The organism is Halalkalibacter hemicellulosilyticusJCM 9152 (assembly GCF_000513115.1).
Classification (GTDB): domain Bacteria; phylum Bacillota; class Bacilli; order Bacillales; family Bacillaceae_D; genus Halalkalibacter; species Halalkalibacter hemicellulosilyticus.
In genome coordinates this window covers 62,512-77,489 of record NZ_BAUU01000006.1, presented here as the reverse complement: position 1 = coordinate 77,489, position 14,978 = coordinate 62,512, and the positions used below count along the sequence as shown (strand labels likewise).

The window sequence follows — 14,978 nt, the reverse complement described above, 5'->3', positions numbered from 1 at the left end:
TTTTGTAACCCTCCCTTCTATTTTGTATAATGTATTGTAGTATTTTCCAGTTGCAATTGTCAATGGTTTTATTCAAATTCCCATTCTTCTTTTAAATGTAAATAGAGTGTAAATAGCATTCTTTCAAGCTCTAGCGCTGTTTTTCCACTTGTATCAATGCCAATTTTTTCAATAAGAATATTAGAAACCTTATTCGTTAGCTGCTCACGCTCGTCTAAAGGTAATTGTAAGTAGCGCTCTACATACGTTTTCAGTAGATTCCAATCCTTTTCCTTGAAGCTCTTGATCGTCCATTCATCTAGCTTCCAATCATCTTGTGATGCCTCTTCGTTCAATCTCCTTCTCGATTGCTGTTTTTTTCTTTCTCTTTCTTACCCGTCTTTCGTGAACGACAAGTGTCCCAGCAGCAAGATCTCCTAAACGCTTATGCTTTGAATGGAAGAAGATCATTAATATTCCAAGTAAATAGCCTGCAGGCAGTTGATCCACAATGCGTAGCAAGTTTCGGATAAAGCTTGATAATAGTGTAATACTATGGCCATTTTCCTGCATCACTCGAATACCGAGCATCTTTTTCCCTAACGTTCTTCCACCTGTGAAATACTCTAAAAAGAAGAAATAACCCCAATTTATGAGAAAAGCAAGAATCGTTACAATAGCGATCGGAACCCATGATGTCCCCATGAAAAGCCCCATAAAATCCATTAAGTAAATCGCACCAATTAAAATCGTAATGTTGGCAATCATAATAATCGCTTGGTCGATAATAAAGGCAGATGCACGACTTCCTAAACCTGCCGATTGAAATTGTAAGGATACATATTCTGGTGTTTTGACTTGTACTTGTTCCTGATTCATAACGTCCTCCATCTTTACTTACTACAATCATTTTACTTCGAGGCATATAATCGCTTCTTTAGAGAAAATATTCATTTAACCTGTTTCTATTTTACCATTATTACTATAAAATAGTAGTTATGAGTTTTAAATAATAAAACGCGACAGCGCCTTTTATTAAATGCGTAGTGCGCAGTCGTTACAATCGATTGAAGTTATTCTGATGTGGGGTTCTTTCAGAATATCGTGTAACGAGCGGAGCCGACGCACAGAGTCTGCTTTCGTCTCCTTGATTCCCCCACAGTACTTCTAATCATTTTATACTTTCTTATCTATTTAAAAAGGTGTGGCTCAAAATGAATATAAAACAATTTACACAACAGCATCGTGAAGACTGGAACAATCTAGAACAACTCATTTCGACTCTACAAAAGAATCATAAAAGCAGAACAGGAAGTCAGCACATTCATGATTTCCATCATACCTATCAAAAAGTGGCTCAGCATCTTTCTTATAGCCAAACAAATTTCCCTTCTACTGATGTGACTTTTTATTTAAATGGTCTTGTCGCAAAAGCTCATAATCTACTATACCGTGACCAACTATCAAGTTGGAAGCAGATCAGCTATTTTTTGAGCACAAAATTTGTTCATTTGTTATTTGATCAATGGAAGTTTGTACTCGTTGCGATGCTGCTTTTCACACTCGGTGCAATTGGAAGCTTCTTTGCTGTTATGCAGGATGAATTAAGCCTTTATACTGTATTACCGGCAGAGTTAGCAAAAGCATTTGATCCAACCCAAGTCGGTGCAGCAGAAGGCACTGTAAATGCACCAGTTATGTCTGCTGAAATTATGGTGAACAACATTCAAGTGGCTATTCTTGCCTTTGCCGGCGGAATAACATTTGGTCTATTAACCGTCTATATTTTAATTTATAACGGAATTATTATCGGTGCCATTGCCGCTCTCTTTTGGCATTATGGCAACAGCTATGAATTTTGGGCTTATATCGTCCCTCACGGCATTGTTGAACTAACGGCGATTTTTATTGCTGGAGGCGCTGGTCTATTAATGGGCTACCGCTTGTTTGTTCCTGGCCATTATTCACGAGCTTATCAACTAAAAGAAAACGCCAAACGCTCCGTTCAGCTCTTACTTGGAACGATTCCATTATTCGTCATTGCTGGTGTGATCGAAGGTTATATAACACCTGCAGGCGTTTCTTTAGAAGTGAAATACGCTATCGCCCTAATTACTACCATCGGTTTAATCCTATATGCTCTCATTGGTAAAGCGTTCATTCTCAAGCGAGAGCAGACCAACCTATCTTAGCTGGAACCATTGAAAGCAGCTGGGACAAAAGTATTTTCATAAGTGAGATACCGAACAAATTTAGAGTGGAGCACATTCACCGCTCCTGAAATATACTTCGCTACGTTATCTAAATGTTCAAATTCTCAGCTAAACACTTTTGTTTTGCCACAGCCTCTTTTTAAAAGCGATGTTCGCATTCGTTATCGATTATAAGGACGCTCCTTTTGATCGATTCGTAACGTTGAACATCGCTTTTTACATTTAACAAAGACTCAAACTCGATGCATCCAAAAAGGGAAGAGCACCCTTTTGGGCACGGCTTCGTTCGCTACTCGTCTAGTGGTGAGAAAACCTCTCCCCACTTGACTTTTCATTCAGGTAGCGACTTCGCCATGCCTCGATGCATCCAAAAAGGGAAGAGCACCCATTTTGGATGCATCTATAACAGTCCGCGGTTCATGACGTCAAAGTAAGTCGAGACAGCGGCAACGGTTAATCGCTCTTCCTCCGCTTCAATCATATGAAGCCCCTGCCTCTCCCATTTTGCCTTTTCCCGTTTTTTCACAAGTATTTGCTTCATCGCCATCGCTTTGACAACAGCTGTCCTCACTTCTTCCGGATCATCTCCCACTCTCGACTTTAGCATTTCATCCTCGACACCAATCATGAAGAACAAATGCCGTTGACGTAGACGTTGCAAATACACGAGGGCGCTTTCCTCATGTAAAAAGGTGCGAACATCACTAAATAGAAGTAGTAAGCTCCTCTTTTTCTGAACCGTTTCTAAATAACGAAGGACATCGGCATAGTTTGATTCGACCCCGTCCACCTTTACATCATAAATTGCTTGTAAAATCGTCTGTAAATGTGCCATTCCTTTCGCCGGTGGAACAAATACTTTAACTTGACTAGAAAAGGCTAATACGGCTACTTGATCCCCTTTTTGCAAAGAAGCGGCAGCAACCGTTATCGCAGCCTCAAGGGAACGCTCTAAACGGTTCCCCTTCTTCAACTCCGCTCCCATCATTCGCCCACAATCAATTAAGAGCGTGACATGCTTTCCGTGTTCAGGCTCATATTCATTTGTCATTAACTCCTGCAGTTTTGCCGTTTGACGCCAATTAATCTTCCTTGGATCATCACCAACAACATAATTTCGAATTTGAGCGAATTCTCCAACGTCACTCCTGCGTTTACGAATATCCTTTCCTTCATGCAGTAAAAACTTTTGCGCATTTTCAAGAAAATGTCTCGTATCCGTCAAGTCAGGAATCACTTTTACTTCATCTTCAATCACTTGAGCCATTTGCTTCTCCCATAAACCGTAAACACTTTTATAACGTATGTACAGCTTTTTAACGAGGTATTTCCCACGAACGGGTGCTACAGTTTCATAACTGATAGAAGATGCACTTTTTGAATCTGCTTGTAACTCAATTGGAAAAGGACGGACGAACGATTGAGGTAAATCATCAATGATCCGTACCGTGACCGAATAGTGTGATCGATTCGTAATGACAACCTTCCCTTGATACGCTATACCTCTCTCCAGTTCTCCATCTAGTTGCCGTGAAACATTCAATTCCTTTCTGTTTGGCGAAAGAAGCAGATCGAGCAAACTAATGAGCAACACAACCCCGTTCCCTATGATGATCCATACCCATGAAACACCGAAGAAGCCTAAGATGACAAAGATAACTGAAATCACGATAAAAAAGAAAAGCAATCGTTTCGTCGGCAATATGCCTTTATCGCGGAACAGGAATCGACCCAACAAGCTCGTTAATAATTTGGTCAACAGTCGTTCCCTCCAATTCTATATGTGGAGATAGTTGAATTCGATGTCTTAATGCTGGTTTGGCGACAAACTTAATATCGTCTGGTGAAACGTAATCACGTTCGGCTAAGTATGCCCATGCCTGTGCAGCCTTCCCGATTGAAATCGCTGCACGTGTACTCGCTCCAAAGCGAAGGGCTTCAGACTCGCGAGTTTTACGTACGATCTCAACCATATATGCATACACATCATCACTAATCGTTACTTGCTCAATTTCTTTACGTATCGAGATAAATGTTTCAAGGTCTAACGCAGAAGCTACGGCAGCTGTGTTCATTTTTTTCTCAATGACTTGTTTGAGCACTTGCTGTTCTTCTTCAACTGATGGAAAATCGATGATTAGCTTAAATAGAAAACGATCCTGCTGTGCCTCTGGAAGTGGATATGTCCCTTCATATTCAATCGGATTCTGTGTCGCGACAACAAAGAAAACCTCTGATAAAGCGTAGGTTTCACCTTGAATCGTTACTTGCTTTTCTTCCATAGCTTCAAGCAAAGCGGCCTGTGTCTTTGCTGGAGTTCGGTTAATCTCATCTGCTAACAAAATATTCGTAAAAATCGGACCCTTTAACGTTTGAAATTGACCATCTTTCATATTGTAAATCGTACTTCCTGTAATATCACTCGGTAGTAAATCAGGGGTAAATTGAATGCGGTGGAAGTCACCACCAATAAGTCTAGCAAGCGTCCGAACCATTTGTGTCTTTCCTGTTCCTGGCACCCCTTCTAAAAGAACATGCCCTCCTGAAAGGACAGAAGCCAATAACAATTTAATATTCTGACTTTGTCCAAGTATCGTTTGCTCATAAGATTCTAGTAATGCCTTTAATTCTGCTCTCACCTTTTCTCCACGCCTTTCTGTAATTCATTTAACTTTTTTGCCCAAAGAAGGTATTCTTGCTTGCTTACCGTTTCTTTCCTTAATACCCCCTCAAGCTCATATACAAATGTTCGTGTTTCTTTTTCTGTTTTCTCATCCCACTTTTGCATGAGGTTATCAGCAATATCGGTCCACTCTTTCGTCAGAGGAATCCCCCATTTTTCTTGCATTCGTGTACGTACATAGTCATTTTGAATTTGCAGAGCCCCTGAGTAATGCTTCCCTTTAATAAACCATGCACTTAGAGCATGAAGAGCCTCATCACTAAACCGGACGGTCTCCTCTCTTTCTACCAAAATCGGTCCAAACCTTTTGCCCTGGTAGAGCAACCATAATAATGTGAAGACACCAAGCTGTAGCATAAGAATAATAAACCATAGTGGATAGACAGCCAGCATACTTGTTGAGTTATCTTCACCATGAACATATTCATCAAACCATAGTTCATCAGCATTGGCTTCCTCTATTAATGTCAGAATAAGCGGGATATGATCCTCATCTAAAATAAATTGGTTCATAAGCCAGTACGGTTCATTGACAACCATTAAGGCTCCCTCACCAAACTCACGTTTAAAGGCGACAACTCCTAATTCATCTTCTAGTAAAATCTCATCTTCATCTGCTGGCACCAACCGTAAAGGGGATCGTTGTTGTGCAAAATACGTCTCTTCTCCCCAATAAATAGGCTCATCTTCTAGGAAGCGAGAGCTCGGATCATATCTTAATCCAAACATCCCAGCTGGATTTTCGCTAAATAAGACAATCGTATTTCCCGCTTCCATAAATGCCTCATACTGAACCATTTCATTCCCCGTTGGTACGAACGCTGGTTCAATCATCAAGAGAGCACGATTTTGTTCATGCACTGGTAATTGATCTGGAGGTCGTTCCCAACGTTGCACCTTATCTCGTTCCTCTTCCAAATATGTATACAAAGCCTTGATCCCCGTTGGAGAAGGAGAATGAGAGACATAAGGCGGATATTCACGTGGTGGCTGTCCGATAGCAATGAAACTACTAGCAAGAAAGATTAGAAATAGAATTGGAATCCAAAACCACGCTTTAAATCTAAATTTTTTTCTATCCAAAACGACCTCATTCCTCCTTTCCATTACGTTCATCTTGATTCGATTGTATCCAAGCCATCACAACCTCTTTGTAATGGAGGTACTCCTCATTCTTCACACGAACATTCCCATATGTAACACGATCAAACAATAACGCGACATCTCGGAAGAGTGCGGATGTCTCCTTATCCACCTTCTCTAATTCATATACATATTCCCAGTTTGTCTTCCAAATCCGTGCTTCGAGCCATGATTGTTCATGAAAATACAGCAAAAACCCTAAAAACAAATGCCGTAACGCTTGCGTATCGTTCCCTCTTTCCTCTTGCACCTTCAACTGTTGAAAATGCATCTGAGAAGACCATTTCATTTCATTTTCAGACCGAATCGGAGGCAAATCTTGAAAACGACGCTTTCTCTGTAAATACCTTGCTACGAATATTAATGCTACAATTAGCGCGATCGTCCCGACAATAACAAGTCCAATAACGACTAAATTAGCCGCTTCATGTGAGGCTCTCATTGCAGGAAGCAATTCAATAATAAACTCTATTAGCCATTCCCAAACGATACTAATAACACGTTCTAGCAACGTTCTTGTCTCTTCATAATATACCGTATACTCTCGTCCATCTAATATTTCGGCAATACGCTCCCTTGCCCGTTCCATAACCTCACCTAACCTTTATTCCGAACTAGGTTCATCTGTCTCATATTCATCAATTAATCCTTTTAAATCATCTGCCTCATTACGAACCTTTAAATCAAAGTAAATAACAGCATATCCAACCGAGAAGATTAGTGTCGTAACGAGAGACACCGAATTGATAATTAACGAGTAAAGAACGCTATTTCCAAGAAATAACATAGCCGTAACCTCAATCGCACCGGTCACAATCCCTATAATAAGAAAAAGAACAAGGTATAATCCTATTAACGCCCACACTCTTTTCTTCGTTAGCCGCCAGCTTTTTCTTAAACCTGGTTTACTTTTATCAATAATAATCGCCCCAAAATAAAAGCTCCATCGAATCGTAAAGTAAAGAAAGGTCACAAAGAGAGCGATCATGAATATAGCTGATATAATTACTCCAACCCCACCGATTACTTCAATGATAAGAGCTGAGAAAAAGCTCATAATAATAACCGGAAATACAATCATTCCTATTAAAATCACAATATAAAGTAACGTCCCACCAAGAGCTGGCCAAAACTTTGAAAATGCTTGCTTAATCACTTCTTTAACCGTATAATCCTGCTGCAGACGAATCCGACTTACGATAAGCATAATTGCCGCTTGAGCGACAATCAATAGAACAAAACTCGCCATCGATATAATGTTTAACCAATTATCAAGCAAAGTTGGAGGCGCCAGAAAGTCCTCCTCAAAACCAGCTATGAAACGATCAATCCAGGAGCCACTACTTCCTACCTCCTGAAAGAAATTAACCCCAAATATAAGCTGAATCACTGCTTGTAAGGCAAATAACGGCCCTAATAATATAAGCACAACCTTAAACAACTCAGAAAAATTCGTCTTTGTTATTGTAAATATATGATCCAAAATCTGCCCGAATCCTTTAGGCTTTGAAAATGTCACTCTCACTATTAATCATCCTCCAAACAATAGAATAGTACGATATCCACATAAGCTCTATTTTAACATTTTTTCCTAAACACATGTTAGTAAATATGAAAATCATTTCTAAGAAAAGCACAGTCGTTATGTCATTCCCTTACGCAATGTGCGAAACTGTTGCCCTTTTTTAAAAGCTTGATACGATTGGAGTTCTCATATCAAAAGAGCAACGAGTGAAGCCATTACTCGTCAATCAAAGGCACTGGAAAAAGTGGCCTTAGCCTTTTTCAGTGGACTCAAAGTGACGTGTGTGTCCGAAACACGATCAGGTCAGATTGTCCATGTATATGTTTGATTATTTTTCCAAAAAGCAGTGGATAAAAAGACTGTTCGCTTTTTATCCACTGCTTAAGCACTTATTTCGCTTTAATTTGTTTACTTCTTAACTGTCCACAGGCTGCATCGATATCCGTTCCATGTTCAAGCCTTACACCGCAATTAATACCCTTTTTCTTTAATGTATCAAAAAAGGTTCGAATCGCTTCATTTGTACTACGCTGATACTGCCCATGTTCATCAACTGGATTATACGGTATTAAGTTAACATAAGATAGTTTACGCTTATCGGCAATTAATTCTGCAAGTTCAAGCGCATGCTCTTTCTTATCGTTAACATCCTTTAATAAAATGTACTCAAACGTAATCCTCCGATTTGTCTTCTCTAAATAATAATCAATCGCATCCATGAGCTTTTCAATTGGAATCGCGCGGTTAAGCTTCATAATTTGTGACCGAAGCTCATTATTAGGTGCATGTAAAGAAATGGCTAAATTCACTTGCGAGTGAACATCAGCAAACTTTCGAACCTTATCAGCAAGACCACTCGTAGATACGGTAATATGCCTTGCACCAATGGCTAATCCTTTTTGATCCTTCACTACATCTAAGAAATCAATTAAATTTTCAAAGTTATCAAATGGTTCTCCAATTCCCATGACTACAATGTGACTCACTCTCTGTTCCTGGCCGAGCCCATCAAGATAGTGCTGAACATTCATAATTTGCTCAACGATCTCCCCACTTGATAAGTCTCGATTCTTCTTCAAAAGTCCACTGGCACAGAAGCTACAACCAATATTACAGCCAACCTGTGTCGTCACACAAACCGAATACCCATATTTATGCTTCATTAGTACGGTCTCAATTAAATTGCCATCCTGAAGACGAAATAGAAACTTAACTGTGCCATCTTTAGACTCCTGCTTCACATGCTCTTCAAGTGTTTGGATGTCGTAATGCTCTTCAAGTAGCTGCAAGCAGTCCTTTTTCACATTTGTCATTTCCGAGAAATCTTTCACACGCTTTTGATATAGCCAATCCCATACTTGCTGTGCACGAAATTTTTTATGTCCGTGTTCAATCAACCAATCCGTCAATTGCTCGAACGTTAACCCATATATAGATGGTTTACTCATTCTGTTACCCTCATTTCACTTCGTAAGAATATACTCCCCATTCTACTGAAAGTCAGCGAAAGTAGCAAGAAGAGCCAAATTCCAACATTAGTTAAGAAAAACGCGACAGCGGCGCGCGGAGTTGTTACAGCGATTTCAGTTTTTCTGAAAGTGGGGTCCTTTCAGAAAAACGTGTAACGTGAAGCCGACGCCTCCCGCGAATCCGCCTACTTCCTCCTTGATGAAACTTCTAGAGGTTGTTCAAAAAAAAGGGGGCCCTCGGAGCAATGAGCGTAGTCGCTACATCTTTTAAAATTCATTTGGGAAGCGGTTTTCTCTCCAAAAGGCGCGTAGTGAACGAAGCCATTGCCTTGCTTCTTGAGGTGCTTTTTGAACACGCTCTTCTATAGATTTTATAAATTCTTTTCTTAAAAGCGTTATGTAGAGCCGTTAATAGGGTGTAGTTGTGAATCAAGCACGGACGACAGCTTTTGCAAACCTACTTGCACAGCGTCAACCAACAAAGGTAATCCTCATTCCTCTAAATCAGAGAAAAAACGCTTCCTGAGAAGAAAATGTCGTCCTCATTCCGTTATTTTGGCTTTTTTGGCTCTTTTTGGACTCGTTCAGCTTAAATAGCGGAATGAGAAACCGTAACGACATGAAACATAGAATGTGGGGGGAAATAGAGGAATGAGGAACCCCATAGAGCACGTGACCTTTGCGTCGTGCAGAGTCGTTAAAAAGGTTTGAGTTGATCTGAAAAGGCTCTTCTTTCAGATCAACGTGTAACGTACGGAGCGACGCCCTTCGCTGAATTCATTTATACTCTACTTGGTGGAACCTCATTCCGCTATTTCCTTTATAAAGCTTTGTATAACTGCCCTTCCTGATCCTCGTTCCACTATTTGATCGTTAGTGCTTTGCTTTGCCCTTCTTGTTGAGTATTAACGGAATGACGTTCTATTTGGCATAAAAACCCGCTTAGCATCTACTCATTCATTAATAAGCTTCCGAATTTGGTTCAAAACAGAATTATTACCAGCGAGAACGAAATATCCCTTATTTAATGCTTCTTTACAATTACGCCACCAGCCTCCTTAACAATAAGCACCCCCGCTTCAAAATCCCAAGGATTAATCTTATATTCCCAATACCCTTCAAAGCGCCCTGCCGCTACTTGACACAAGTCCAAAGCAGCACTACCAGTTCGCCGAATTCCACCGATTTGTAAAATAACTGCATTGAACTGTTCGACATTATTAAGAGGATCAGTCGCACGATCATATGGAAAGCCTGTTGCAATCACCGAATCTGTCAACTGTGTACGTTCGGATACAATGATCTTCTTCCCATTTAAATAAGCCCCTTTCCCCTTTAACGCCGTGTAGCTTTCACCTAGCTTAGGCGCATGCACAACCCCAACAACTGTTTCACCTTCATATTTCACAGCTACTGATATTGCAAACATCGGAAAACGATGAGCGTAATTGGTTGTGCCATCAATCGGATCAATCACCCATTCATACCCTGATTCCCCTGCAGAAGCGCCCGCCTCTTCAGAAAGAATGGCATCACTAGGGAAAAATGTACGAATGTTTTCTTGGAAAAACTCATCTGTCCAAACATCCATCTCTGTTACTAAATCAATATTGGCTGACTTTTGCTCAATTTTTAGTTCATCGTCCATTCTTTTCACTTGCTCTTCGCCTGCTATTTGTACCCATTCTTGAATCTTTTCAAATCTTTCATTCCACTGTTTGTTCATAGTATTAACCTCCAAAGAATTTTATCTAAAGAACGATACCCCGAATTCACAACTATCATTATCATAATAATACGCTAGCACCAACTCGAAATTTGTCAAATAACTAATAAAATGATGGACTCTACCCGATATAAAAAGAGTAGAAAATAATTGAAATTTGTCGAATATAATAATTTGACATACACGACAAAAGGAGGTCACACGTATGAAATCATTTATAAATCGAATGCCTACTATTTCAACGACTAGATTACGAACCCAGCTTTTATCTTACTTCATCATTATTACAGCTATCCCATTACTCATTATCGGCTCTCTTTCCCTTTATCAAATGAATCAAACGCAACAATTTGTCATTGAACAAGAACTAGCGGAATTAAATGAGATCGGGGAGTATAACGCTGAATTTATAACCGAATGGATCAATGTCCGCATGGATGAGATGCGTTATTTAGCTAGCTTAGACGCAGCAGGACAGATGAACGTAGGCGAATTAGATCATCTCCTTGATCGGCTCGCCGAGAGCAATGGCTTTTACGATACCATTTACGCCGTATCTCCAGAAGGAATAGGATTAAGTGGTATTACATTTGAAAATGAATCCTCTAGTATTCTTTCTCAAGCAGATGTAAACGACTTCGATGTTGCTGATCGCGACTGGTTTCAATCAGCGATCTCCGGGGAGGATACAATTTCTCAACCACTTTTGTCTAGATCCACCGGAAATCATGTCATTACTCTTGCTACCCCTATATATGATGAGACAAATGGAATTATAGGGGTTATGCGTGGTGCCGTATTATTAGATACCATTTTCGAACGCATTCAGTCTCTTGATATTGGCGAGTATGCAGATGCATACCTCATTGATTCTGAGCAAATGCTCGTTACTCCCGCTCGCTCAGTAGAAGATTCAGAAGCATCTGTTAACACGGTTGCAGCTCAAGCTATTGCTAATAATGAAAGTGGATCATCCTCATACGATGACCCAGCAGGAAACGCCGTATTAGGATCCTATCAATATATCCCATTACTAGATTGGGGACTCGTCCTTGAAGTTGAAGAGCAATCAGCCCTTCAAGCAGAAAACCAATTACAAACGCAAATGATCACACTATTTTCCATCGTCATCGTCGTGTCCATTTTGCTCATTGCATTCATTGCATTTGCCATTGCCCGTTCCTTATCGAAACCGATCATCCAAATGGTAAATGGCGTGCAAAGAGTGGCAAATGGCGACCTCCGGGAAACGATCGACATTCAAGCTCATCAGCTTAAATCGAAAAACGAAATACACCAGCTAGCTCAATTTTTTAATAAAATGACTGAAAGCCTACAACAGCTCGTCTCTCAAGTAGTAGATAAATCACAAAACGTTGCTTCTACATCAGAAGAACTAACGGCAAGTACCGAGCAAATTAGTAAAGCAACAGAAGAAATTACAGAATCGATCCAAAACGTAGCGACTGGAGCTGAGCAGCAAATGAAAACGTCTGAACAAACAACAGCGTTATCCAACAATACGGCGAAAGAAGCTCAACAAGTAGCTACCCACATGGAAAAGATTGATCAATCAACATCAAGGACAGCAAGCTTGTCAGCTGACGGAGATAAGCTCGTTCAAAAAGCAGTACAGCAAATAGAAATCATCAATGAACGAACGATTTCAAGTGAAAAGGTAGTCAAAATGCTTGATGATAAAACGAAAGAAATTGGTCAGATTGTAACAGTTATTACGGAAATCGCCGAGCAGACAAACTTACTATCATTAAACGCATCTATCGAGGCAGCTAGAGCAGGCGAACACGGTAAAGGCTTTGCAGTTGTTGCAAGTGAAGTTCGCAAGCTTGCTGAAAATACAGCAACTTCTTCACAGCAAATTGCTACCTTAATTAATGAAACCCAACTAGAAACTGTAGCTGCAGTTGAAGCGATGATCGAAACAAGAAAAATGGTTCATGAAGGGACCGAGTATGTATCGAGTGCTGGTCATGCCTTCAAAGATATTACAGAGGCTGTAACGGGCGTATCCAAACAAGTAAAAGACATTATGTCTTCCGTTCAATCAATGAACGAAACGATTCAGAAAGTAGTCGAGGCTAACGAAGCCGTGACAGAATTGTCTCGAGAATCAGCTTCGTATAGTGAAAATGTCGCTTCTGCTTCTGAAGAACAAAATGCCACTATGGAAGAAATCGCCTCAGCCGCTAATGAACTTGCTTATATGGCGGAGGAATTAAACAAAACAGTTGAGCATTTTAAATACTAAGGATTCCTCTTAACGACAAAATAAGTGTGCTCATAGGGATCAAACCCTGTGAGCACACCTTATTTTAAACACCACTAGAAGTCACAGCTATTTGTGGCTCTTCCTCACCTTGATCAAGATCTTCATCTTTCCCTTTTACTAAAATCGTGTCACGGTCACGGTAAAGCAAGTAAACTGCAAGAATCGTTGAGAGGAAATCGGAAACAGGAAACGCCAACCATACACCCGTCAAACCGAAAAACTGCGGTAGGATAATGACAAGCGGTATAAGGAAAATGATTTGTCGCGATAATGACAAAATCATCGCAGGCTTTGCCTTTCCAAGTGCTTGATACAAACCACCGCTCACGACTTGGATTCCAACAACCGAGAAGACAATAAACATAATACGCATCGCATACGCACCTTCTTCTAGCACAACTGGATCATTTGTAAAGATACGTAAGAACCATGTTGGGACTAGTAGAAGTAGGGCACTAATGACAACAGACGCAATCGTGACAACCTTTAATGTAAGCCAAATCGTCTCCCTCATCCGGGCAAATTTCTTCGCTCCAAAATTGTAGCCAACAATCGGCATCATCCCTTGCATCACCCCAATAAGCGGCATGACCGTAAACATAATAATTCGTTGAATCAATCCGAATATACCGAGGTACAAATCACCACCATGCTGTACAAGCATCGTATTAATCACAATCATCATAATACTTCCTGATGCTTGCTGAACAAACGCCGGCATCCCAACAACTGTTACTTCCTTTAATATGTTCCAACGAACAATGAGATCTCTCCATGTTAAGGATAGAGAACTCTTACCTGTCAAATAATAATGTAATAAGACGACCGTAACCGCCGCTTGTGAGATGACCGTTGCCCATGCCGCACCAGCTACACCCATGTTCAGTCCGAAAATGAAAATCGGATCTAAAATAATATTTAACACAGCGGTATAATCATCGTCATCATGGCAAATTGGGCATTTCCCTCTGAACGAACGATATTATTTGTTGCAAACGAGAAGGAAAAGAAGATCGTTCCAATCAAAATCGGGAACATATAATCGATCGCATAAGGCAAAATATCAGGAGTAGCTCCAAATAATAGCAATAAAGGCTCTAGAAACGTAAACGCTCCGATTGCTCCAATGACACTCCCTATTAATACGACGCTAATGACCGTTCCAAACACTTGATTAGCTTCGCCTTCACGCCGTTCTCCAAGCCGCCTTGAAATGACCGATGCTCCACCAATTCCTAATGCACCCGCAACAGCCATGATAATCATCATCAGCGGGAACGCAATTGTTACACCAGCAACGGCATCAATTCCGACTCCATATGAAATAAATATCGTATCAACGACATTGTAAAAAGCCATAACAAACATCCCAATGATTGCTGGGATCGATAAGTTTCGCAGCAAGGTTGGAATACTCTCTGTACCAAGCCGCTCACTTTGCATTTTTTGATCCATTACTCTTCATCCTCTCTCGTTGCCTTACTTTCTTTCACACATAGGTTCTCTTTTAACCGTTTCAACCAAACAATAAGAAGCGCCTTCTCCTCTTCCATAAAGCCTTCTTGCAGCTCAGCTTCAAGTAACGTAAGCTTCTTCCAAAAGATCTGATCAATCTCATACCCTTTATCTGTTAAGTGAATCACCTTCGAGCGTTTATCGCTTGCACTAGTACGCCTTTCAATAAACCCCTTCTTCTCCATCGTTTCAATTAAACCATTCATCGTCGAACCTTTTATATATAGCCGATTTTGTAGTTCTACTTGAATTTGAGGGCCGTGCTCGACAAGCAAATAAAGAGCTCTTGCTTGCGCGACCGTTAAATCAACTTCAGCCAATTTCTCATTGTAACGATTTTGAATAAAATGAGCAGCGATTCCAATATGATATCCAACATGCCTTTCAATATCACGCTTCTCCATTCGTTACCTCCCTAACTAAATTAATGCTTTA

14 protein-coding genes are annotated in these 14,978 nt (G+C 40.4%); 2 read left to right on the top strand and 12 right to left on the bottom strand.

The window, feature by feature from the left end:
- Positions 1-68 precede the first annotated feature (68 nt).
- Together JCM9152_RS23935 and JCM9152_RS04875 are read right to left on the bottom strand one after the other, a co-directional pair.
- Positions 69-335, bottom strand: coding sequence for a hypothetical protein (locus JCM9152_RS23935; RefSeq protein ID WP_369384524.1), 267 nt, complete (start codon positions 333-335; stop codon positions 69-71).
- Positions 310-858, bottom strand: a complete 549-nt coding sequence (locus tag JCM9152_RS04875; protein ID WP_369384523.1) for an RDD family protein — start codon at positions 856-858, stop codon at positions 310-312. The genes JCM9152_RS23935 and JCM9152_RS04875 overlap by 26 nt, the downstream gene beginning before the upstream one ends.
- Before the next feature lie 335 nt (positions 859-1,193).
- Between JCM9152_RS04875 and JCM9152_RS04870 the strand changes: the two genes are divergently transcribed.
- The gene (locus JCM9152_RS04870; protein ID WP_035341585.1) at positions 1,194-2,171 is read left to right on the top strand and encodes a stage II sporulation protein M; all 978 of its coding nucleotides are present in this window, start codon (positions 1,194-1,196) and stop codon (positions 2,169-2,171) included.
- A gap of 421 nt (positions 2,172-2,592) precedes the next feature.
- Here JCM9152_RS04870 and JCM9152_RS04865 read toward each other — a convergent pair whose 3' ends face one another.
- The 7 genes from JCM9152_RS04865 to JCM9152_RS04835 all read right to left on the bottom strand — a co-directional run bounded on the left by JCM9152_RS04865 (position 2,593) and on the right by JCM9152_RS04835 (position 10,738).
- Positions 2,593-3,951: a DUF58 domain-containing protein gene (locus JCM9152_RS04865; protein ID WP_235715625.1), complete on the bottom strand. Its 1,359-nt coding sequence runs from the start codon at positions 3,949-3,951 to the stop codon at positions 2,593-2,595.
- Positions 3,902-4,831 (bottom strand): AAA family ATPase, encoded by a 930-nt coding sequence (locus JCM9152_RS04860; protein WP_035341583.1) that lies wholly within the window; start codon positions 4,829-4,831, stop codon positions 3,902-3,904. Before JCM9152_RS04860 ends, JCM9152_RS04865 begins: the two co-directional genes overlap by 50 nt.
- Positions 4,828-5,958, bottom strand: a complete 1,131-nt coding sequence (locus JCM9152_RS04855; RefSeq protein ID WP_035341581.1) for a DUF4350 domain-containing protein — start codon at positions 5,956-5,958, stop codon at positions 4,828-4,830. Before JCM9152_RS04855 ends, JCM9152_RS04860 begins: the two co-directional genes overlap by 4 nt.
- A gap of 7 nt (positions 5,959-5,965) precedes the next feature.
- On the bottom strand, positions 5,966-6,607 hold the full coding sequence (locus tag JCM9152_RS04850) for a DUF4129 domain-containing protein (RefSeq protein ID WP_035341579.1): 642 nt from the start codon (positions 6,605-6,607) through the stop codon (positions 5,966-5,968).
- Between the two features lie 15 nt (positions 6,608-6,622).
- Positions 6,623-7,543, bottom strand: a complete 921-nt coding sequence (locus JCM9152_RS04845) for a glycerophosphoryl diester phosphodiesterase membrane domain-containing protein (RefSeq protein ID WP_035341577.1) — start codon at positions 7,541-7,543, stop codon at positions 6,623-6,625.
- Between the two features lie 389 nt (positions 7,544-7,932).
- Positions 7,933-8,991 carry a dual-specificity RNA methyltransferase RlmN gene (gene rlmN / locus JCM9152_RS04840; protein ID WP_035341575.1) on the bottom strand — a complete coding sequence of 353 codons (1,059 nt, stop codon included), beginning with the start codon at positions 8,989-8,991 and terminating at the stop codon, positions 7,933-7,935.
- A gap of 1,045 nt (positions 8,992-10,036) precedes the next feature.
- A complete protein-coding gene (locus JCM9152_RS04835) occupies positions 10,037-10,738 on the bottom strand; it encodes an inositol monophosphatase family protein (RefSeq protein ID WP_439644191.1) in 702 nt (233 codons plus the stop codon).
- A gap of 205 nt (positions 10,739-10,943) precedes the next feature.
- On the opposite strand from JCM9152_RS04835, the gene JCM9152_RS04830 reads away from it, so the two are divergent.
- Positions 10,944-13,007, top strand: a complete 2,064-nt coding sequence (locus JCM9152_RS04830) for a methyl-accepting chemotaxis protein (RefSeq protein WP_035341573.1) — start codon at positions 10,944-10,946, stop codon at positions 13,005-13,007.
- Positions 13,008-13,071: 64 nt separating this feature from the next.
- On the opposite strand, the gene JCM9152_RS23930 is transcribed toward JCM9152_RS04830, so the two are convergent.
- The 3 genes from JCM9152_RS23930 to JCM9152_RS04820 are packed head-to-tail and all read right to left on the bottom strand — an operon-like array spanning position 13,072 to position 14,947.
- Positions 13,072-13,953: an MATE family efflux transporter gene (locus JCM9152_RS23930; protein WP_369384522.1), complete on the bottom strand. Its 882-nt coding sequence runs from the start codon at positions 13,951-13,953 to the stop codon at positions 13,072-13,074.
- Entirely contained in the window at positions 13,947-14,483 is a 537-nt protein-coding gene (locus JCM9152_RS23925; RefSeq protein ID WP_369384521.1) for an MATE family efflux transporter, read from the bottom strand. The genes JCM9152_RS23930 and JCM9152_RS23925 overlap by 7 nt, the downstream gene beginning before the upstream one ends.
- Complete coding sequence (locus JCM9152_RS04820) at positions 14,483-14,947, bottom strand: MarR family winged helix-turn-helix transcriptional regulator (RefSeq protein WP_035341571.1); 465 nt, start codon at positions 14,945-14,947, stop codon at positions 14,483-14,485. Before JCM9152_RS04820 ends, JCM9152_RS23925 begins: the two co-directional genes overlap by 1 nt.
- Positions 14,948-14,978: the final 31 nt, after the last annotated feature.